This is a genomic window from Endozoicomonas sp. G2_1 (genome assembly GCF_017744155.1).
Lineage (GTDB): Bacteria > Pseudomonadota > Gammaproteobacteria > Enterobacterales > Alteromonadaceae > JAGHQT01.
This window is the reverse complement of the sequence record NZ_JAGHQT010000014.1, coordinates 35102-54670: the sequence shown is the minus strand read 5'-3', so window position 1 is coordinate 54670 and position 19569 is coordinate 35102. Positions and strand designations below refer to the sequence as shown.

Below are 19569 nucleotides of genomic sequence, written 5' to 3'. Positions count from 1 at the left end.
ATGTCAGGCTTAGTTCAACCTGACATATTGCTTGATTAATGAAGTCACTACCAATTCAACTCGACAGCTATTGGACAGTGATCACTTAGCGCATTGCTTAGCTCCCGGCTGTACTCACCATCAAACACCAACTGGCTAAACGAATCAGCTTGGTACATTTGCTTAGCTCTTGGGTCGAAGACAATATGGTCGATGTAGTCTTTGTAGTAACCACCCCAACACTTAGATTCGGTAGTTAGGGTTGGCGACCACAATTTTTCTGCGTCGTGATCGTCAATGATTTGCCAAAGGCCTTGGTTTTCTGGGTATTGTTTGGCAATGTCTTGACTAAACCGGCGGTTAAAATCACCTAAAACAATAAAGGGTTTGTTTTCACTGGCGCGGGCATCAATCCAGCTTTCCAGTGGTGAGCGTTGTTTGGCTAAGCGCTGACAAGCATCTTTTCTGCGCAACTCGCGATCTGTGCTAGCAGGCATGGCAGCGACACTTTCGGGATCAAGCGGATTGTCAAAACAACCTGACTTTAAGTGCACGGCAAGTAAACGCAGTGATTTATCACCTTGAGTTAAGGTAATGTCGATACCATTGCGCACACGACCCACATCCAGTGCACGATATTCAGCTGATTTGATCTCTAGGTTCAGTGACTTTCGCACCGCAACACCGACTCGCTGAACCCAGTCTTTGGTAGAAAAGTAATAGTGATAATCATCGCCAAAGACCTTGCGGGCATAGTCAGCGTTTTCTACTTCTTGCAAGGCGATAACATCGGCGTCGAGTGCTTTCGCGTACTTAGCAAGCTGTTGATAGTCGTCGTTATCACGCTTGTTATATTCATGCGAGCCAAGCCATGCGATGTTCCAAGTGGCGACTTTTAAACTTGATACAGTAGTTTCTTGAGTTGCAGGCTCGTTGCCAGCAGTGGTATCAGTCGAGCAAGCGCTGACAAGACTTAGCGCGCTAATAATCGCCGACGCGGCAATGAGTTTTTTAAATCCTAGTTTATTAACTCGAGGTTTTTGTGAATTCATGATTTTGTCCAGTTGGTCTGGTTTTCCAATATTAAGGCTATTTTAATGGTTTGCCCCGCGATTGATAGCGCTTTTGCCGATATCAATCTTGTCGAGCCTGTTATTTACCGCATTTATCTTAGTTATGCTCATCAATAAGTTCGTCCATTTACTATAAGCCCTTGGCCTTACTAGCTTTTTGTTTTAGTCTGAAAACTCTGTTTAATTCAAAAGCGCGTGAATATGAAAATTGCAATTTTTGGTGCCGGTTCTATTGGTTGTTACCTTGGCGGGCGGCTGCTAGCGAGTGGTCAAGACGTCGTGTTTATTGGCCGCGATAGCATTAAAAAGACATTGGCTGACCACGGCCTTGTATCAGCTAATCTCGATGGCTCTGAAAAATTCTGTGTAGCAAACGCGATTAAATTTATTGAACCGAGCGATTTAGCAAATGTCGATGTTGTGTTACTGACGGTAAAATCAAAAGACACTGAAAGCGCTGCCCGAGACATTAAGCCTTATTTAGCCAAGCATTCAGCACTCGTGAGTTTGCAAAATGGTATCGGTAATGGCGAGTTGCTTACCAAGCTAATGCCTGAGCACAAAATTATTACCGGTATGGTGCCGTTTAATGTCGTTAACCAAGGTCAAGGGCGCTTTTTTTGTGGCACTGAGGGTGCACTTGCCTTTGAGAGTATTGAGCCAGCGAAAATGCTTAGTCAGTACTTTGTCAGTGCTGGTATTGATGCTATGGTCAGCGACGATATTGCCAGTATTCAGTGGGGCAAACTGCTGTTAAACCTAAATAATGCAATTAATGTGATCGCTGATTTACCGTTGAAACAACAACTGGAAAACCGCGACTACCGCCGAGTTTTAGCGCTATCAATGATTGAAGCACTTGGCGTATTGGCCAAAGCAGGTATTGCACCGGCAAAAGTAGCCAAGGTAGGGCCAAGTTTGCTGCCTCATTTACTTAAATTGCCAAACTGGCTGTTCACGCGAATTGCCGCCAGTATGCTCAAGATAGATGCTCAGGCGCGCTCGTCAATGTGGGAAGATTTACAGTTAGGTCGACCAACTGAAATTGCCTATCTCAATGGTGAAATTGTCAAATTGGCACATCAAATAGGTAGCTCAGCGCCAGTCAACGAGGCAATTATCAAGTTAATTGAGCAGATTTTTACTGAGGGTAAAGACAACCGCATGCAGATAACTGGTAGCCAGCTGTATCAGCAGCTCAGGTAGTTGAATTAGTGCTGGTACGGAAGGCATTTGATGAAACTAGTTTATAAAAGTGAGCAGCGCTTTAGTGTTAATCATCTGGAACTGCAGCTTAATCAATTAGGGATAAAAACACTGATTAAGAACGAGTTTGCCGGCGGTGCAGCCGGTGAGTTGTCACCGATTGATGTATGGCCTGAACTCTGGATTTTAGAAGATACCCATGAGCAGTTAGCACTAAAAATTGTTGCAGAGCACGAACAAAATCAACAAAAAGGTAACGATATTGATTGGTTTTGTCGCAGCTGTGGCGAAGCCAACGGCGCTCAGTTTGAACTTTGCTGGCAATGCCAAACAGTGCGCAATTAGCGAGCAAAAACTTAATTATTAAACATTACTCAACCACACCGTTTGATAGGGGCTTAAGGTCATAGTATCGGTTAACGCTGCTAGTTCAGTGTCGGTAATAAGTTCGCGCCAGCGCTCTGTTAGTACTAGGTTTAATTCACTGAGCGGCAATTGAACGCTTTGGTCACTAATATTACTGATACAAAAAATACTTTGCTTGCGGTCGATACTTTGGCGCCAAAAACCAAATAACTGTAAACCTAAGTGCAGAGTAAACTGAGTAGCGTTAGGGTGAAAAGCCGCTTGTTGCTTGCGTAAATCAATTAATGCTAAAAGTTGGTTCAGTACTTTGTGGTGATGACTGTTACCGTCAGCCAGCTTGTCTTTTAGTTCGGGGTATTGCCAACGGTGGCGGTTAATGGCGCGATTGTGATGGGTATTTTTGAGCTTTTCATAATCGTTCGTGGTGGCCAGTAAACTGTGAATATAAATACCGGGAATTCCCTCTAAGCCCAACATGATGGCATGAGCACAAATAAAACGCGCCATCCCCCATTTATCTGGGCCGTTAGTAGTACCCTGTAGTGCGTCGAATAGGGTAATATTCATTTCATAGGCTTTTTGTTCTCCACTTTCACTGGTGCGCCAAGAAATACGACCGCCAAATTGCTTCATGGTGTTGATCAAGGTGCTGATTTCTTGATCGGTCAGTAGGCCTTCGGCGGGGCGTAAGCCAATGCCGTCGTGAGAGGCAATAAAATTAAAATAAGTCGTGCCATTTTGTGCCGGTGGCATACTCATCAACCAGCGCTTTAGATACAGACAGTCTCCGGTAATCAAAGTGTTAATTAGCAGCGGCGGTAATGAAAAATTGTAAATACAATGGGCTTCGTTGGCATTGCCGAAGTAGGTTAAGTTTTGGGTGTTGGGAATATTGGTTTCGGTAATAATTATGGCATCGTTACGGGCGTGCTCCACCAAAGTTCTCAGCAGCCGAATCACTTCATGAGTTTGTACTAAGTTGATACTTTTACTACCGACTTCCTTCCACAAAAACGCGACTGCGTCGAGCCTAAAAATACTGATGCCAGCATCGAGATACTGCCGAATGATGCTAACAAATTGCAGCAGTACTTCAGGGTTGCGAAAATCTAAATCGACTTGGTCGTGGCTGAAGGTACACCACACGTGTTGTTCACCGTTGGCAGTTTGGACTGTGCGCAGCAGTGGCGATGTTCGCGGCCGAACTACCAGCGATAAGTCGTCTTCTGGGCTAGCGGTAAAAAAGTAATCGCAACCTTGGCCTTCACCTTTGATGAAGTTGTCAAACCACGCGCTGCGGCTTGAGCAGTGATTGATCACCAAATCTGCCATCACTTTTTTGCTCTCGGCAAGTTGACTAATGTCTTGCCAGTCGCCCAAGCTTTCGTTAACGCTGGAATAATCAATGACCGAAAAGCCGTCGTCTGAACTGTAGGGAAAAAACGGCAATACGTGAATGCTGTTGATTGTTTGCCCTAAGTAGCTGTCGATAAAGTGTTGCAGGTTTTCCAGCGGTTTGTACTGATGATCAATAATGCTGTCGCCGTATGTGATCATGACAACATCTTGCTCAGACCAATGATTGGCAAATGGCACCGGTGGTGTTGCGTTGTTATCAAGCGCCATAGTGGTGATCAAACGCTCGGCAAGCTCAGCATAGTCAGTGTTAAGCTCAACATCATTGTAAATAATCGCCAACTGCTGAGATAGTTTTTGCTTCAATTGTTCCAATATCGCCATCACACCATACTCTACGCTTGACTGAATTCTTGGTTGTCGAGTTCTACCGCTTGTTTAATTTGGGCCAAAATGTCTGGCTCGGCGCTAATCACTCGGTTCCACGCCGGAATAAACGGTGTCGCCATTGGGTTGTCGAGGAAGGTTTGACCGGCAGTCACGATATTTTGGGCAAACATTTCTACCGCTTTTTCTTCGTTGTGAATGTCGAGGCTGAGGCCATTCATCATGGCATCGTGGCGGTAGGTTTCGACATAGTCTAAAGCGATTCTAAAGTAGGTTGCTTTTAAGGTGCGGAAGGTTTCGGCGTTAAAGGTTTGACCCTGAGTGGCGAGCTTGCGAATAAAGGCTTTGGTGATGTCGATCGACATTTTCGACAAGCCCGCTTCTTTGTTGTCGAGGGATAAATCTTGGTGCTTGTGATCGTAAATATCAGCGATATCGGCCTGACAAATGCGGTTGTAGGCATAGTTGCGCTGCATTTCGCTGAGCACACCAATTTCTAAGCCCCAATCGCTGGGGATGCGCAGGTCAGTTAAGACATCACGGCGGAATGAAAACTCACCCGCCAGTGGATAGCGAAAGCTATCCATATAATCGAGGTATTCGTTACAACCGGCGACTTTTTTAAGTGCTTTGATCAGTGGCGTAACTAATAGTCGCGAAACCCGACCGTTGATTTTGCCATCGGCGACGCGCGCGTAAAAGCCTTTACAAAACTCATAGTTGAAGTGAGGGTTGGCGACAGGGTAGAGTAATCTTGCCAGTAAGTCTTTTTCGTAGGTGAGAATGTCACAATCGTGCAGTGCCACTGCCTCAGCTTTATTGGAGGCGAGAATATAGCCCATGCAATACCAAACATTGCGGCCCTTACCGAGCTCTTTTGGCGCTAGCCCCTTTGCTTGTAACTTGGCATCAAGAGCTTTTAGCCTAGGGCCATCGTTCCACAGCACTTTATGCTCTTGCCCAAGCTTACTGAAAAACTTGAGGGCGTGTTGATATTGCGCTTGGTCGGCGCGATCTAATCCTATGACGATTTGATTGAGGTAAGGCACTTCAGCGATTTGGTCGATGATCTTGGGTAGTGCTTTACCTTCAAGTTCTGAGAACAACGAGGGCAGAATTAAGCCCATTGGCCGACTTTTGCCAAACTCGACTAACTCTTGCTCCATACTTTGATAGCTGCGTTGCTTGAGGTTGTGCAGTGTTGTTACTATGCCGTTTTGATAAAAATCTGCCATTTTAGTGCTCCTGATTCGCCGTGTCGGCGCTAGAGAAAAGTAATTCGGTTAAACATTGCTGCCAGCCTTCTGGGCCGTATGCTTGGCTTTGATAAAACTGATGCGTGCGTTTGAGAATAGGGAAATCGTGTTTAGGTGAACGAATTTGAATGGCGATATCGGCACGTTCAAGCATGTCGTTGTCGTTGCCGCTGTCGCCTAAGGCATAACTAACAAAATTAAATTGCTTTTGCTGCCCTTGATAAATATCCACCAAGTATTGCATTGCGCAGCCTTTATCCCCTTTACCCGTAAGGTGAATAAAGCGACCACCGTGCAGAATATGGCCGCCAAGTTCGGTGATTTGGTCAATAAAATGTGCTTTATTTTCATCACTATCACGCCATAAAATCGGTTCGCCAAATTGTCGCTGTTGAGCGAGTTCTGCTTGGGTAAGCGTTAAACCGGTGCAGCTAGAAACTTGCTCCACGCTCATGTTGTCAAAGTGATCAAATTGATAGTGACTTGAAGCCTTTAATTGGTTCAGTAAATCGAGCCAGTGGTGCCTTGGTTTGTTAAAGCGCTTAACCCAAAAGTCGTCGATCGCATTCATGCCATTAGGTTTACAAGCAAAATAACCTTGAGGAACATAAACCGCGGCGCCATTTTCCACGATAAAAGGTTCGTTGAGATCCAGTTGAGTTTGCAGTTGGCGAATCTCAGCAAAGGTTTTACTGGAATTGATAATTACGGGGGTATTTTGACGTTTAAATTTTTCAATTAATGGTAATGCCGCATCAAAACGATAACTGTGATGATCGAGCAAGGTACCATCGAGATCGGTAAAAATAAGCGGCTGACTCAAGCTCGCGCTATGATCTTGACTCGCAATGATTTCTCGCTCTTTATTTAGAATAAAAACTTGTTGGCAGCGCTCGGGTAACTCGCTTAATGCAAGTTCCGTTAACCGCTGGAAGTGCTGAATAAATTGATCTATCTGAGCTTTGTTCATCAACCCAACACTGCTCGATGCTTGAGCCTGGTTTAAACTTTGGGTTAGTTTTTGCTCTTGTTGCCAACGCCAATCGGCAACGCAGGCAAAGCTGGGTGCTTGCAGCATCAACCAAGTATCAAAATATCGATACAAAGGTTGGTAATATTCAGTTAGCTGTTGATTGACATAGTCGCGCCACCTACCGTCTCCGTCGTGTTCCTGCTCTAGTTTATTACACGGATGTTTTAGCTGTTGCTCGCTTTGTGGCATTGCACCCCAGCACCAACCTTCTAGCAAAACAATATCCGCAGGTGCCTTAGATACTTGCCATTGCTCTTGATCAACAGGGTTGTCGCTGGCTTTGTCAAAACGCGGCAATAAACACGCTTGGCCCGCTGCTAGTTTCGACAAAGTTTCCCGTAACAAAACGGTGTCGTGGCTGCCAGGTACACCGCGCGTTTTTAACAGGGGGTGAATACTGTCGCTAAGCGCTTGTCGCTGTTTGCTCGACAAATAAAAATCATCGAGTGATAAGTCGATTACATTGAGTTGATAGCGCTCACTGAGGTAGTACTTGATGAACGCTACTAAAGTACTTTTACCTGAACCTTGGCAGCCGTTGATGGCAACCATTAGCGGGATTTTGTTGCCGTTGCCGTCTTGGTTTTGTTTCAAAAAATTTTGGTATAGGTGGTCGGCGTAGTCGGTGAAGTAATGCTCAGCACTGGCGATAAAGCTGTCGGCCAATTGATGTTGGCTGACAAAGTCTGTGATCAATTTTGTTTTGAGCATAATGAAATTGCTTAGTCCTTAAAATATTTACTTAAGGATAAACAACTAATATGCCATTAGTGTTTTAAATTTTTGTTTGGTGCTGATTTTAATAAACAATAACAAATGTTTAGGTGTTATGTGGTGCTCGTTTTTTGTTTAATTACCCAATCGAACAAACTGTAAACGCTGAACCAAAAAAGCCCTTTGCACTTTATTGGTGCAAAGGGCTCTGCTATTCATTATTATTTTGTCTATACGTTGTTAATAGTTTGCTGAGCGGTATCTAAACAACGCAAATCGCAGTATTAGTCAACGTAAACGACTGTTAAAAAATTTCTTCCTCAGGTTCAGGCTCTGACTCATTAGATGAGGTCAGCTCTTGTTCAAAGATAATATTGCTATCGTCTTGCTTAACAAACTCAGTGGGTGCGGTGCCTAACGCGAAATATTCAAATAGACTCGATTTGTCGGTTTTGTTGGTTAACTTACCGCTGGCTTTATCAATGCGTACCGAGACAATTTGTTCTGGTGGCTGAAATGGCTCTTCGGGGATTTCGGCAAGTGCAGATTTCATAAACGCAATCCACGCAGGTTGTGCTGACTTAGCGCCAAACTCTTTGCCGGTAATTTGGTCGCGCCCTAAATTTTTGTTGAAACGCGATTGACCCAAGTTGCGGGTGTGGTCGTCAAATCCAATCCACGAGGTGGTGACTAATCTGCGGCTATAACCAGAAAACCACGCGTCTTTTGATTCGTTAGTGGTACCTGTTTTGCCAGCGATATCTCGGCGTTTTAAGCTGCGAGCTCGCCATCCTGTTCCTTGCCAGCCGGGCTTTTTCGACCAGTCAGCGCCCCAAATTGCAGTATTCAATGCTTCGGTGATCAAAAAGGCATTTTCAGGGCTTATCGCGCGCTCGGCATAGCGCGGTAACATAACATTATCGCTTTGCGTTGATACTTGTTCAGAATTATCCAAGTTGTTCGTACTATCGACGCTCGCCTGATTGTTGGTTAATGTCTGATCTAATTGAAGCTCAGTTTGGGTGTTCAGCTCACTCGTTTCAAAAGCATCGACTAAATCTGATGGCGCGCAGCTATCACAAGCGAGAGCAGGGTTAGCTTGATATAAAACATTGCCAAAAGCATCTTCAATGCGCTCAATTAAATAGGGTTCGATTAAGTAACCGCCATTGGCAAAAGTGGCAAATCCGGTCGCCACTTCTAGCGGCGTTAGTGATGCCGAGCCAAGCGCCAGTGATTCATCTCGCGGTAATTCATCTGGCGCAAAACCAAACAGTGAAAGATGGTCGATAATTTTACTCAATCCTACTTTGCGCAATAGCCTTACTGCGATCACGTTTTTTGATTGCGCTAGGGCAAGTCGAACGCGCAACGGGCCATCGTAACGAGGGGGAGAGTTTTTCGGTCGCCAAACCACGCCTGAGCGTCTATCCCACTGATTAATTGGCGCATCGTTAACTAAACTCGCGAGCGTAGTATCATTTTCTAATGCTGCCGAATAAATGAATGGCTTGATATTAGAGCCGACTTGACGTTTTGCTTGAGTAACGCGATTGAATTGACTCTTTTTAAAACTAAAACCGCCGACAGCAGCTTGGATTGCACCGTTATCTGGAGAAATCGCCACTAACGCTGAACTTGCTTGAGGTAATTGACTCAAGGCGTAGTCGGTATTTTGAACATCATCGTTCAATGCCTCAACCCAAATGACATCGCCATAATTAACGATTTGATAGGCATTTTCGGGCTCTTTTCCTTGTTTAGTATCAGAGATATAAGGTCTAGCCCACGCCATATCTGGCCATTTGATATAGCCCTCTCGACCATCTTTTGCGCGTATGGTGATTTGTTGTGCTTTAACGTCTGTGACTACTGCCGCTTCAATGTTTTGATAGCTGGTGATGTTGGCAAGCGCTTGGCTAATTTCATCATCGGTCAATGGTTCAATACCGTAGTCAGTTAATGCTTGAACATCGATTTCGGTTTGTTCACTCAGTAGCGAGTTGAGTTGCTCTTGCCATCTATCTTCTGCGAGTGATGGTCTTAGCTGCGCAATAGCACCTCGGTAGCCGTGACGTTGGTCGTATTTTTTAAGGTTTTCTATTAAGGCGTTTTGTGCTGCCGACTGCATGGTTGATGGCGTTGTTAAGTAGACCTTGTAGCCGCCAGTGTATGCCTGTTCTCGACCGTAGCGTTCGAGCATTTCTTGGTGCGCCATTTCAGCAATGTAAGGAGCATCAAGTGCTATTTGGGCACCGTGACGTTTACCGGTAATCGGCGCATTGTTGGCTTGCTCGTATTGCGAGGTGTTAATGTAACCGCTGACTAACATCCGTTGTAATACCACTGAACGCCTTGCTTTTGCGCGACTTGGTGAACGAATCGGGTTAATGGTTGACGGTGCTTTGGGTAAACCCGCCAATACCGCGACCTGCGCTAACGTTAACTCTTTCGGCTCTTTGCCATAATAAACTTGCGCAGCTGCGCCAAAGCCGAAAGCTCGATGACCCAAAGGAATTTTATTCATGTAAAGAGCGAGAATTTCGTCTTTCGTCAACAGGCTTTCAATGTGAAAGGCCAAAAATACTTCGCGAATCTTACGGGTATAAGTTTGTTCTCTGGTGAGGAAAAAGTTACGAGCAACTTGCATGGTAATGGTACTGGCACCGCCTTTGTTTTGTCCCATCAGCTTACCGACAACCGCGCGCATAACCCCTATTGGGTCGACACCAAAATGGTGATAAAACCTATCATCTTCGGTGGCTAGAATTGCGTCGATTAATTGTTGCGGCATGTCTTCTAGTGCCATTGGTGTGCGCTTTTTCTCGCCAAATTGAGAAATGAGCTTGCCATCGAGGCTGTAAATTTTCATCGGCGTTTGCCATTGGACGTTTTTCAGCGACTCGACACTAGGTAGTTCGTCGCGCATACTCAAATAGAGGCCGACCAGTGCTAAGCAACCTAAAACAAAGAGAATAAATCCAATTTTTATAAATTTTTTCAGTAATTGCACAACAAAAGCTCAATTTTTTGCTAAAAAAGGTCCAATGGGGCTAGTATATCGTGTAAAAGCATGTAATAAATGTATTTATACATATAATGTTTGATTATTATTATAAAAACTATCAAGTAGGACGTTATGCTGAGTAGTCTATGGAAAAAGAAAACACCAGTTATGGTGGGCATAGATATTGGTACCCACTCGGTGAAGGCTGTTTTGTTAGGACAAAATGGTGATGGATACGTACTTGAAGCAGTTGCCATGGAACCTATGCCAAGAGGTGCCGTGATCGACAGGGAAATTCAGGATATCGAAGCGGTTGGCAATGTCATTGCAAAAGTCCGCAAAAAAATTAATGCTTCAGTGAAGCAAGCCTCGACAGCTGTTTCTGGTCAAACAGTGATCACCAAAGTTATTTATATGGACGTCAACCTCAGTGAAGACGAACTCGCTAGTCAAATTGAGATTGAAGCCGATAGCCTTATTCCTTACCCGCTTGACGAAGTTAGTCTTGATTTTGAATCGTTAGACGTTAACGAATCAGATCCAACTAAAGTTAATGTTTTGTTGAGCGCCGCTCGCACTGAGTCGGTTGAGGCACGAGTTTCCGCCCTTGAAACTGGCGGCTTTGAAACCAAAGTTGTCGATGTTGAAGGCTATGCCATGAGTAGGGCTTATGATTTAGTCTTGCCGATGTTACCTGACGACGCCGACAAAAAACTGGTCGCTATGATTGATATTGGTGCCAGTATGACTCTGTTTTCGGTAATGGACGCTGGCAAGCACATCTACAGTCGCGACCAAGCCTTTGGTGGTGAGCAATACACTCGCTCCATTGTTTCTTATTATAATCAGTCTTTCGAAGAGGCTGAATTGTCAAAAGTAAATCGCGATTTACCGCCAAATTATACCTTTGAAGTGTTGGCACCATTTCACACCGTGTTAGTGCAACAAATTCGACGTGCTATTCAAATGTTTCTGACCTCTAGCGGTAAAGAAAAGATTGATTACCTCGTGGTATCTGGCGGTACTGCGCATGTTGAGGGTATTGAAGAATTGCTCAATGAAGAGTTGGGTATTCACACTGTGATGGCTACGCCGTTTAGCAACATGGAAATTAGTGACAGTATCAATCAAGATGAGCTTGCGCAAATAAGTCATCAGCTGATGGTTGCATCTGGTCTGGCATTAAGGAGTTTTTCTTCATGGCATATATAAATTTATTGCCTTGGCGCGAAGAGGCTCAAAAGGCAAAACAAAAGCAATTTTTTACCATTCTTGCCGCTGTTGCTTTGTTTGTTATTGCCATTGGTCTGTTAGTTGGCCAATTTTATCAGATGCGTATCGACGGTCAAAACGCGCGCAATCAGTTTTTGACTAACGAGATTACTCTGCTCGATCAGCGCATCGCTGAAATAAAAACGTTGAATGATAGAAAATCTGATCTGCAAAAACGGATGGACGTTATTGAACAGTTGCAGCTTAGCCGCAATGTCGGTACCCAAGTACTCGACGAAATTGCCAAAGTAGTTCCGGTTGGTATTTACTTAACCAGAATGGAGAAGCAAGGCAATGTCCTACAATTGTTCGGCAAGAGTGAATCGAATAACCACTTAGCGAATATGATTCGCGCTATTGAAGGCTCTGATTTGTTCGACAATGCAGTGCTGGAATCGATTACCAACAAAGATGAAACCAATAAATTGCTTAGTGACTTTAAAATGAAAGTGACTATCAAAGGCTTATTGGCCACTACAACACCAACGGGAGGAAAATAAGTATGAATATTGATTTCTCCCAACTTAAAGACGCCGACTTAGACCTAAATAATATTGGTCAGTGGCCCGATGCGGCCAAGTTAGTTCTTGGTATTTTTACCGCCGTAATGCTGGCGTTTTTGTCTTATATCGGAATTGTTAAAGACAAAATAGAGACACTTGAGCGTGTGCAAGCCGAAGAGCAGACCCTTAAAGGGCAATATCAAGCCAAGTATCACGTTGCTGCGAATTTGGAACAGTTTCGCGAACAAATGGCGCAAGCGGAAGAGTTGTTTGCCCAGCAGCTGAAAAGCTTACCTGAAAGCCACGAAACGCCAGGTTTGTTAGATGATATTACTTTTGTTGGTACCACCAGCGGCTTAAATTTTGTCACCTTAAATTGGCAGCCGGAAATCGAACAAGAAATTTATATCGAACTGCCTATCGATATTGAAGTACTGGGTAGCTATCACGAGTTTGGTAGTTTTGTCAGTAAAATTGCCGGTTTACCTCGTATTGTTACTGTGCACGACTTTAATATTGATATGGAACAAGAATCGAATGAAGTGTTGCGCTTGAAGTTACAGGCTAAAACATATCGTTATCGGGAGGCTCCAGCACAATGAAGAAATTCTTGATTGCGGCAACTCTGCCGATTTTGTTGACGGGGTGTTTCAACGATACTAGTGATTTGAGAGAGCATATCGCTCAGGTACAAGCCAATACGTCAAATCGCATTGAGCCAATGCCTGAAGTGACTGAATTCGACCATGTTGATTATTCCGCGCAAACCTTGCGCAGTCCTTTTGTTATTCCCAAGCCTGAAGCCATTCAAGAAAAGCTTCAGCAAATGTCTGGTTGTCTTAGCCCTGACCCTCGTCGCCGTAAACAGCCGCTAGAAAAATTTGCCTTGAGCAATTTGACCATGCGAGGCACGCTTGGTGAGTTAGGTGTGACTTGGGCCTTGGTTGAAGCCTCGGACCAAACTTTACACAGGGTAACACTGGGAAGTTATTTGGGTTTGTTTAACGGCCGAATTTCAGAAGTAAGTGACCAAGCAATTAAAGTTATCGAATTAATCCCTGATGGTGCAGGTTGTTGGGTTGAACGTGAAACCGTAGTCGCCATCACTGATACGGCAGCAGCGGGGTAATGGATACAATGTTAGTTATAAATAGATTTATGAAAAATAATAAAATCATCTCGAATGCGATTAAGCTAATCACGTTTGTCGGTCTGTCTCTCTCAGCAACACTGAGCTACGGAGCAAGTCTCACTGGTATTAAATACAATACCTTACAAAACGACGAAATTGCGCTCGAATTTAGTTTGTCTGAAGCGATTAGCCAGTCGCCAAGTGTTCAAACATATATGGCGCCAGCTCGAATTGAGCTAACCTTTGCCGCTGACCAGTTTGATGCTCAGCTAGCGGAAACCCCTGTCGACCACGCTGGTGTAAATGGTATTAGCGTTCAACGTCTAGGTGGTCAAGTAGTTGCGACAGTTAGTTTGGATAAGTTAACTGTTTTTGATGTTAATCAAAGTGGCAACAAATTTACTTTGGTACTCAACCGCTCAGGCGCCGGCTCGCCAGTATCGCAAGTTAGCTCTGTTGGCGCTGACTTTATCAATCAGATTGCTGAAATTGATTTTCGCAAGGGCAGTAACAACGAAGCACAATTGTTAGTTAACCTAGAAGATAGCATGGTTGCCGTTGATGTTAGTGACCGCTTGGGTAAGCTCTACGTTGAATTTCACAATACCAATATCACTGAAGACCACCTTTATAAACTAGATGTTACCGACTTTGGTACCGTTGTCACTGGTGTTGAAACCTTTAAGGAAGGCCGCAACGCGCGCCTAGTGGTTGATATTGATGGCGCATTTACCTTTGAACACCAACAAGTTAATAACGTATTTTCATTAACCGTTAGCCAAGACGTTGAACAACCTGGTTACTTGGGGGATAGCGAAGACTTCACCGGCAAAGCAATCTCGTTAAATTTCCAAGACATTCCTGTGCGCACCGTGTTACAAATTATCGCCGATTATAACGGCTTTAACTTAGTGACTAGTGATACCGTTGCCGGCAATATTACCTTGCGTCTCGATGGTGTACCTTGGGACCAAGCGCTAGATATTATTTTGAAAGTAAAAGGCTTAGATAAGCGCACTGAAGGCAATATTTTATTAGTGGCGCCAAGCGATGAATTAGCAGCTCGTGAAGCACGTGACTTGCAGGCCAAGCAACAAGTCGCAGAATTGGCGCCTTTGTATTCTGAATATTTACAGGTCAACTATGCTAAAGCAGCTGACCTTGCCAATTTGATTCAAAACGATAGCACTAGCATTTTATCGGGGCGTGGCAGTGTTAGTGTTGATGAACGTACCAATACCTTATTGATTCGCGATACGGCTAAGAGTATTGAAGACATCAAACGCATGGTCAGCGTCTTAGATATTCCGGTTCGCCAAGTGGTGATTGAATCGCGAATGGTGACAGTGAATGACGATTTGCGTGAAGAACTCGGTATCCGTTGGGGAATTACCGACGCCGGCGACGATGGCTCTATCTCTGGTACTATCGCCGGTAATGATAGCGCTGCGGCTGGTAATTTACCGAGTATTAACGACAGATTAAATGTTAACTTACCGGTTAATAACGCCGGTGGTCGTTTAGCTTTACAAGTCGCTCGTTTAGGTGATGGCACTATCCTCGACTTAGAACTGACGGCGATGGAACGTGAAAACAAAGGTGAGATTATCGCCAGTCCGCGTATTACCACTGCCAATCAAAAAGAAGCCTATATTGAACAAGGTGTTGAAATTCCATATCAAGAGGCCGCTTCAAGTGGTGCCACAGCTGTTCAGTTTAAGAAAGCAGTATTGAGTTTGACGGTAACGCCGCAAATTACCCCGGATAACCGTATTATTCTTGACTTGCTTGTCACTCAAGATACCGTTTCTGAAATTACCAATGGCCAAGCGCCAGCGGTTGATACTCAGCGTATTTCAACGCAAGTATTGGCCAACAACGGCGAAACGATAGTCTTGGGTGGTATTTACCAGCAACAGATTATTAACAGTGTCAGTAAAGTGCCGGTTTTAGGTGATATTCCTTACTTTGGCTGGTTATTTAGAAATACTAACAATTTTAATGAGAAAACTGAGTTACTTATCTTTGTAACGCCGAGAATTGTTACCGACAATTTATAAAATTATCGCAAGTAAGTGAGATATTATCGCTCACTTACTTGCAATTATCCTCCAACAATTGCGATAATTACGCCCTTAAAATTTTTGAGGGGGTAACCTCTTAGTATCATTATCGAACAAATTTTGATTTTGATAACGCCTGTTAATCAAATTAATTAAACGAGTATTAAGTTAGTCTAATGGCAGAGAAACGTAATATTTTCCTTGTAGGCCCAATGGGTGCTGGTAAAAGTACTATTGGTAGAGAATTAGCAGATAAACTGCATTTAGAGTTTTTCGACTCGGATCAAGAAATTGAGCGTCGCACAGGTGCTGACATCGCTTGGGTTTTTGATTTGGAAGGTGAAGAAGGCTTCCGCAAAAGAGAAGAAGCAGTTATTGAAGATTTGAGTGAAAAGCAAGGCATTGTCTTGGCCACTGGTGGTGGTTCTGTTATCAGCAGCCATGTTCGCAATCGTCTTTCTGCTCGCGGTATTGTTGTTTATTTAGAAACGACTATCGACAAGCAAGTTGCTCGTACTCAACGCGATCGTCGTCGTCCTTTGCTGCAAACATCAGAAGAGCCACGCTCAGTATTAGAAAAGTTAGCGGTAGAACGCAACCCGTTATACGAAGATGTTGCTGACGTTATCGTTCAAACTGACGATCAAAGCGCAAAAGTTGTCGCAAACAAAATTATTGAGCGTTTAGACTTCTAATGACCACGTTAAACCTTGACCTAGGTGAGCGCAGTTATCCAATTTACATCGATAGCCAATTGCTATCTGACGATACACTGCTCACCAAACATATCAAAGGCAAACGAGTTTGCCTCGTTTCCAATGATGTTGTTTATCCGCTGTACGGTGAACAGGTTAAAGGTTTACTTGCTGGTTACGATGTTGACCAGATAGTGCTTCCCGATGGCGAAGCCGAAAAAAGCCTCGCCAATTTTGAAAAAATAATGTCACATTTATTGGCCAATGGTCATGGCCGAGATTCCACCTTGATTGCTCTAGGTGGTGGCGTTATTGGCGATATTACTGGTTTTGCTGCTGCTTGCTACCAACGCGGTATCGATTTTATTCAAGTGCCAACCACCTTACTCTCTCAAGTCGACTCTTCAGTTGGTGGTAAAACTGCGGTTAATCATCCGCTTGGCAAAAATATGATCGGTGCTTTCTATCAGCCCAAAGCAGTCGTCATCGATATTGATAGTTTGAAGACTTTGCTACCGCGAGAATTTGCTGCCGGCATGGCTGAAGTGATTAAGTACGGTATTCTAGGTGATGGCGAATTCTTTAATTGGCTAGAGCATAATCAAGCATTGATTCAAGCTGGTGACAAAACAATATTAGCAGAAATGATAGCGCGCTGCTGTCAATGTAAAGCCGATATTGTTGCTAGTGACGAGACTGAGGCTGGCGTTAGAGCATTACTCAATTTAGGCCATACGTTTGGTCATGCAATTGAAGCAGAACAAGGCTATGGCAAGTGGCTTCACGGTGAAGCAGTTGCTGCTGGTATGGTACTTGCTTCGAAGCTTGCAGTTAAGTTGAATTTGTTGTCTTCGTCAGATCTTTGTCGCGTTGAGAAGCTGTTGAGTTATTTCAATTTGCCGACAGAAGCGCCAGCAGATATGGGATTTGATGCGTTTATTAAACATATGCGCAGAGATAAGAAAAACCTCGGCGGTAAATTGAGGTTGATCATTCCAACGGCTATCGGCCGTAGCGAGATTCGTGACGATATTAGTGAGGACACGCTGCAACAAATTCTGTAGATAAGGGCAGGTTATTCTGTCGAGATACAGGTTAGGTGGAGCATGTCAGCGTTGCTAGAGCACGAGAACATACAAGCGAATAGAGATAGTGTGACCAACATTAGTCCAAGTGCGCGCGTTGATTATATTCTGCGTTTTTCTAAGCAAGCCGTTTACGTCGTCGACGAACTTGCTGAGCACTATGCGCCTGTTTCCAGCCAGTTTCTTTCTCAGCTAGACAATACCCGCAACGCGGCCTATTTAACGGTTGCTCGCAAACTGAATGATATTCAAATCCGCTGTCGACTTTTCGAACAACTCTTTTCTAATCAATTGTTTGATCCTGAGCAATCGCTCGCGGTTACTATTGTCAATGCCGTAAAACAAGAACCACAATCAATCAGTATTGTTGTTGAAGACTGTCAGCATTTATCACTGCAACTATTACACGAACTGTGTCAACTTGCTGAAATTGCCAATCGGGCAAATTTAGATATTCACGTATTGATGGTGGGATCACCTGATGCCGGTCAGGTAATGGCGAGCAACAAGATGTTGTTTGACAAAAAGGTAGCGATAGTCGCTGCCCAGAGTGCGCAGTTAGTACCGCTGACATCGCCAATGTTTAATCACAATTATGGCTTTAAGCTTTCTAAAACAGCTCAGCGTTACACACTTGGTTTCATCTTACTAGTCGCCATAGCAGCGGGTGTTGTTTGGTTTTTATATCAGCAAGACTCTTTGTCGTTTAGTGGTTTAACCGCCGACAGCCCAGTACCAGCGACTGAGCCTCTGAAACTGGTTACTGACAATGAGAATGGATTGGAGTCAGCCGTCACTCATTTGCCTGCCGATATAGCCAATACTCTTTCTGAATCACCCGAAGTAATTGAAAGTGCTGCGCCTCAGGACATTTTAAACGCAATTATACTGGGTGAACCAGAACCTGAAATTGTCGCACCGGCGAGTAATCAAGATATTATCGACGCTTTAGCGAGTACAGTGACTACTGACGATACTGAAACTAGTCAATTAGAGGTTACGCTAGAACCACAACCCGTTAGTGGTGTTAATGAAAATACCGATAAGTCTGCCAAGCCTCTTTCTGGATTTGAACAAGCTATTGCACCTTACCAGCAAGTATTGGTAACCAGTGTTTATCAGCCCGACTACTATTTACGCGATGATAATGGCGTTGTTATTCAGTTTGGCGCATTTGTCGTGCAAGATGCAGCGGTGTTTCAGCAATTTACTCGCCAGTATCCTGAGTTATCCCATTACGGTTACTTACGAACCTTAAATCAGAAGCTGATGTTTGTTATTACCTCTGGACGTTTTGCCAACCGCGCTAGTGCCAGTGCGGCAATGGCCGAACTTCCTGATAGCCTAAAATATAAAGGAGTTTGGATAAAATCAGTTCGCGCTATTCAAAACGAGATCAATCAAACCACACAGGGCTTTTAAGCCCTTTTGATATCTTTTAGGTACTTAGCAGGTAGAAGACAATGCAATGGCAGCCTCATTTAAACTGGCAACAAGCTCAGCAGCGCGCCCATTTAATTCGCCTTATTCGCGACTTTTTTCAACGGCGCAATGTCATTGAAGTAGAAACACCATTACTTTCACAAGGCACTATCACAGATGTCTATCTCGATGCTTTTAGTTGCCGTTATGACTTTCTAGCAGAGCAGCCAAATCTTAACTTCTACCTACAAACATCTCCCGAGTTTGCTATGAAGCGCCTACTGGCGAGTGGTTATCAGTCGATATTTCAGATTTGTAAGGCGTTTCGCGATGAACCTCATGGTAGTCATCACAACCCTGAGTTTACCATGCTTGAATGGTATCGCGTTGGTTTCAGCCAACACGATTTAATTGAAGAAGTGGGGGAGCTGCTCTGTTCAGTATTAGCTGTTGATGGTTGGCACTGTTACTCTTATCAAGAGGTATTTATTGAAGTACTGGATCTTGACCCGTTGACAGTTGAACTTGAGAAATTAAAACGCTTGTTAACCGAGCGAGAAATGCTCAGTGATTGGTTAGCGAACAGTGATGACTTAGATACCTTGTTACAATTTACCTTTACCGAGTTGATAGAGCCTAATATTGGCTTAGATAAACCGTGTTTTGTTTATAACTTTCCGGCGAGTCAGGCTTCATTAGCACAAATTAATAAAACAGATCCGCGTGTCGCTGAACGTTTTGAGTGTTATTACCGTGGGCTAGAGCTGGTTAATGGTTTTCACGAACTCACTGATGCTGACGAGCAGAGAGCGAGATTTGAAGCTGACAATTGCAAGCGCGAGCAGCAAGGCTTGCCAACACGACCACTTGATGAACGATTTCTTGCCGCGCTTGCTGACGGTTTACCTGATTGCTCTGGTGTCGCCTTGGGCGTTGATCGTTTGATTATGTTGGCTCTTGAGCAGAGCAAAATCTCTCAGGTACTAACCTTTGATATCGAGCGCGCATAAGGTCATTTGA

General features: G+C 44.1%; 16 protein-coding genes. 11 read left to right on the top strand and 5 right to left on the bottom strand.

All coding sequences use genetic code 11. The features are described 5' to 3' along the window. Window positions 1–47: 47 nt before the first annotated feature. A complete protein-coding gene (locus tag J7384_RS14455) occupies window positions 48–1031 on the bottom strand; it encodes an endonuclease/exonuclease/phosphatase family protein (protein ID WP_209115169.1) in 984 nt (327 codons plus the stop codon). 222 nt (window positions 1032–1253) lie between these two features. Between J7384_RS14455 and J7384_RS14450 the strand changes: the two genes are divergently transcribed. Together J7384_RS14450 and J7384_RS14445 are read left to right on the top strand one after the other, a co-directional pair. After that, window positions 1254–2258, top strand: coding sequence for a 2-dehydropantoate 2-reductase (locus tag J7384_RS14450; RefSeq protein WP_209115167.1), 1005 nt, complete (start codon window positions 1254–1256; stop codon window positions 2256–2258). A 30-nt stretch (window positions 2259–2288) separates the two neighbouring features. After that, window positions 2289–2603: a DUF2007 domain-containing protein gene (locus tag J7384_RS14445; protein WP_209115166.1), complete on the top strand. Its 315-nt coding sequence runs from the start codon at window positions 2289–2291 to the stop codon at window positions 2601–2603. A gap of 18 nt (window positions 2604–2621) precedes the next feature. On the opposite strand, the gene J7384_RS14440 is transcribed toward J7384_RS14445, so the two are convergent. The 4 genes from J7384_RS14440 to J7384_RS14425 all read right to left on the bottom strand — a co-directional run bounded on the left by J7384_RS14440 (window position 2622) and on the right by J7384_RS14425 (window position 10299). After that, window positions 2622–4364, bottom strand: coding sequence for a sugar phosphorylase (locus J7384_RS14440; protein WP_209115215.1), 1743 nt, complete (start codon window positions 4362–4364; stop codon window positions 2622–2624). Window positions 4365–4375: 11 nt separating this feature from the next. Beyond that, on the bottom strand, window positions 4376–5602 hold the full coding sequence (locus J7384_RS14435; RefSeq protein WP_209115164.1) for a glycosyl transferase: 1227 nt from the start codon (window positions 5600–5602) through the stop codon (window positions 4376–4378). Between the two features lies 1 nt (window position 5603). Continuing rightward, the gene (locus J7384_RS14430) at window positions 5604–7367 is read right to left on the bottom strand and encodes an HAD-IIB family hydrolase (protein ID WP_209115163.1); all 1764 of its coding nucleotides are present in this window, start codon (window positions 7365–7367) and stop codon (window positions 5604–5606) included. A gap of 307 nt (window positions 7368–7674) precedes the next feature. After that, window positions 7675–10299: a penicillin-binding protein 1A gene (locus tag J7384_RS14425; RefSeq protein ID WP_209115162.1), complete on the bottom strand. Its 2625-nt coding sequence runs from the start codon at window positions 10297–10299 to the stop codon at window positions 7675–7677. A 210-nt stretch (window positions 10300–10509) separates the two neighbouring features. Here J7384_RS14425 and J7384_RS14420 point away from each other — a divergent pair, with 210 nt between their 5' ends. The 9 genes from J7384_RS14420 (at window position 10510) to epmA (ending at window position 19559) form a co-directional block, all read left to right on the top strand. Further along, complete coding sequence (locus tag J7384_RS14420) at window positions 10510–11589, top strand: pilus assembly protein PilM (RefSeq protein ID WP_209115161.1); 1080 nt, start codon at window positions 10510–10512, stop codon at window positions 11587–11589. After that, complete coding sequence (locus tag J7384_RS14415) at window positions 11577–12149, top strand: PilN domain-containing protein (protein WP_209115160.1); 573 nt, start codon at window positions 11577–11579, stop codon at window positions 12147–12149. Before J7384_RS14420 ends, J7384_RS14415 begins: the two co-directional genes overlap by 13 nt. Before the next feature lie 2 nt (window positions 12150–12151). Further along, window positions 12152–12754 (top strand): type 4a pilus biogenesis protein PilO, encoded by a 603-nt coding sequence (locus tag J7384_RS14410; RefSeq protein ID WP_209115159.1) that lies wholly within the window; start codon window positions 12152–12154, stop codon window positions 12752–12754. Further along, window positions 12751–13281 carry a pilus assembly protein PilP gene (locus J7384_RS14405; protein ID WP_209115157.1) on the top strand — a complete coding sequence of 177 codons (531 nt, stop codon included), beginning with the start codon at window positions 12751–12753 and terminating at the stop codon, window positions 13279–13281. The genes J7384_RS14410 and J7384_RS14405 overlap by 4 nt, the downstream gene beginning before the upstream one ends. Window positions 13282–13310: 29 nt before the next feature. Next, a complete protein-coding gene (locus J7384_RS14400) occupies window positions 13311–15344 on the top strand; it encodes a type IV pilus secretin PilQ family protein (protein WP_209115156.1) in 2034 nt (677 codons plus the stop codon). 179 nt (window positions 15345–15523) lie between these two features. Next, window positions 15524–16042 carry a shikimate kinase AroK gene (aroK, locus tag J7384_RS14395; RefSeq protein ID WP_209115155.1) on the top strand — a complete coding sequence of 173 codons (519 nt, stop codon included), beginning with the start codon at window positions 15524–15526 and terminating at the stop codon, window positions 16040–16042. Then, a complete protein-coding gene (gene aroB / locus J7384_RS14390) occupies window positions 16042–17106 on the top strand; it encodes a 3-dehydroquinate synthase (protein WP_209115154.1) in 1065 nt (354 codons plus the stop codon). The genes aroK and aroB overlap by 1 nt, the downstream gene beginning before the upstream one ends. Window positions 17107–17148: 42 nt before the next feature. Next, on the top strand, window positions 17149–18549 hold the full coding sequence (locus J7384_RS14385) for a hypothetical protein (RefSeq protein ID WP_209115153.1): 1401 nt from the start codon (window positions 17149–17151) through the stop codon (window positions 18547–18549). Window positions 18550–18590: 41 nt separating this feature from the next. After that, complete coding sequence (gene epmA / locus J7384_RS14380; RefSeq protein ID WP_209115152.1) at window positions 18591–19559, top strand: elongation factor P--(R)-beta-lysine ligase; 969 nt, start codon at window positions 18591–18593, stop codon at window positions 19557–19559. Window positions 19560–19569 lie beyond the last annotated feature (10 nt).

Bases quoted from the DNA above. Each gene is read 5' to 3' on its own strand.
- J7384_RS14435 (WP_209115164.1), bottom strand. From the start codon at position 5,602: ATGGCAGATTTTTATCAAAACGGCATAGTAACAACACTGCACAACCTC.
- J7384_RS14420 (WP_209115161.1), top strand. From the start codon at position 10,510: ATGCTGAGTAGTCTATGGAAAAAGAAAACACCAGTTATGGTGGGCATA.
- J7384_RS14430 (WP_209115163.1), bottom strand. From the start codon at position 7,367: ATGCTCAAAACAAAATTGATCACAGACTTTGTCAGCCAACATCAATTG.
- J7384_RS14455 (WP_209115169.1), bottom strand. From the start codon at position 1,031: ATGAATTCACAAAAACCTCGAGTTAATAAACTAGGATTTAAAAAACTC.
- aroK (WP_209115155.1), top strand. From the start codon at position 15,524: ATGGCAGAGAAACGTAATATTTTCCTTGTAGGCCCAATGGGTGCTGGT.
- J7384_RS14410 (WP_209115159.1), top strand. From the start codon at position 12,152: ATGAATATTGATTTCTCCCAACTTAAAGACGCCGACTTAGACCTAAAT.
- J7384_RS14450 (WP_209115167.1), top strand. From the start codon at position 1,254: ATGAAAATTGCAATTTTTGGTGCCGGTTCTATTGGTTGTTACCTTGGC.
- epmA (WP_209115152.1), top strand. From the start codon at position 18,591: ATGCAATGGCAGCCTCATTTAAACTGGCAACAAGCTCAGCAGCGCGCC.
- J7384_RS14405 (WP_209115157.1), top strand. From the start codon at position 12,751: ATGAAGAAATTCTTGATTGCGGCAACTCTGCCGATTTTGTTGACGGGG.
- J7384_RS14440 (WP_209115215.1), bottom strand. From the start codon at position 4,364: ATGGCGATATTGGAACAATTGAAGCAAAAACTATCTCAGCAGTTGGCG.
- aroB (WP_209115154.1), top strand. From the start codon at position 16,042: ATGACCACGTTAAACCTTGACCTAGGTGAGCGCAGTTATCCAATTTAC.
- J7384_RS14445 (WP_209115166.1), top strand. From the start codon at position 2,289: ATGAAACTAGTTTATAAAAGTGAGCAGCGCTTTAGTGTTAATCATCTG.
- J7384_RS14415 (WP_209115160.1), top strand. From the start codon at position 11,577: ATGGCATATATAAATTTATTGCCTTGGCGCGAAGAGGCTCAAAAGGCA.
- J7384_RS14400 (WP_209115156.1), top strand. From the start codon at position 13,311: ATGAAAAATAATAAAATCATCTCGAATGCGATTAAGCTAATCACGTTT.
- J7384_RS14425 (WP_209115162.1), bottom strand. From the start codon at position 10,299: ATGCGCGACGAACTACCTAGTGTCGAGTCGCTGAAAAACGTCCAATGG.
- J7384_RS14385 (WP_209115153.1), top strand. From the start codon at position 17,149: ATGTCAGCGTTGCTAGAGCACGAGAACATACAAGCGAATAGAGATAGT.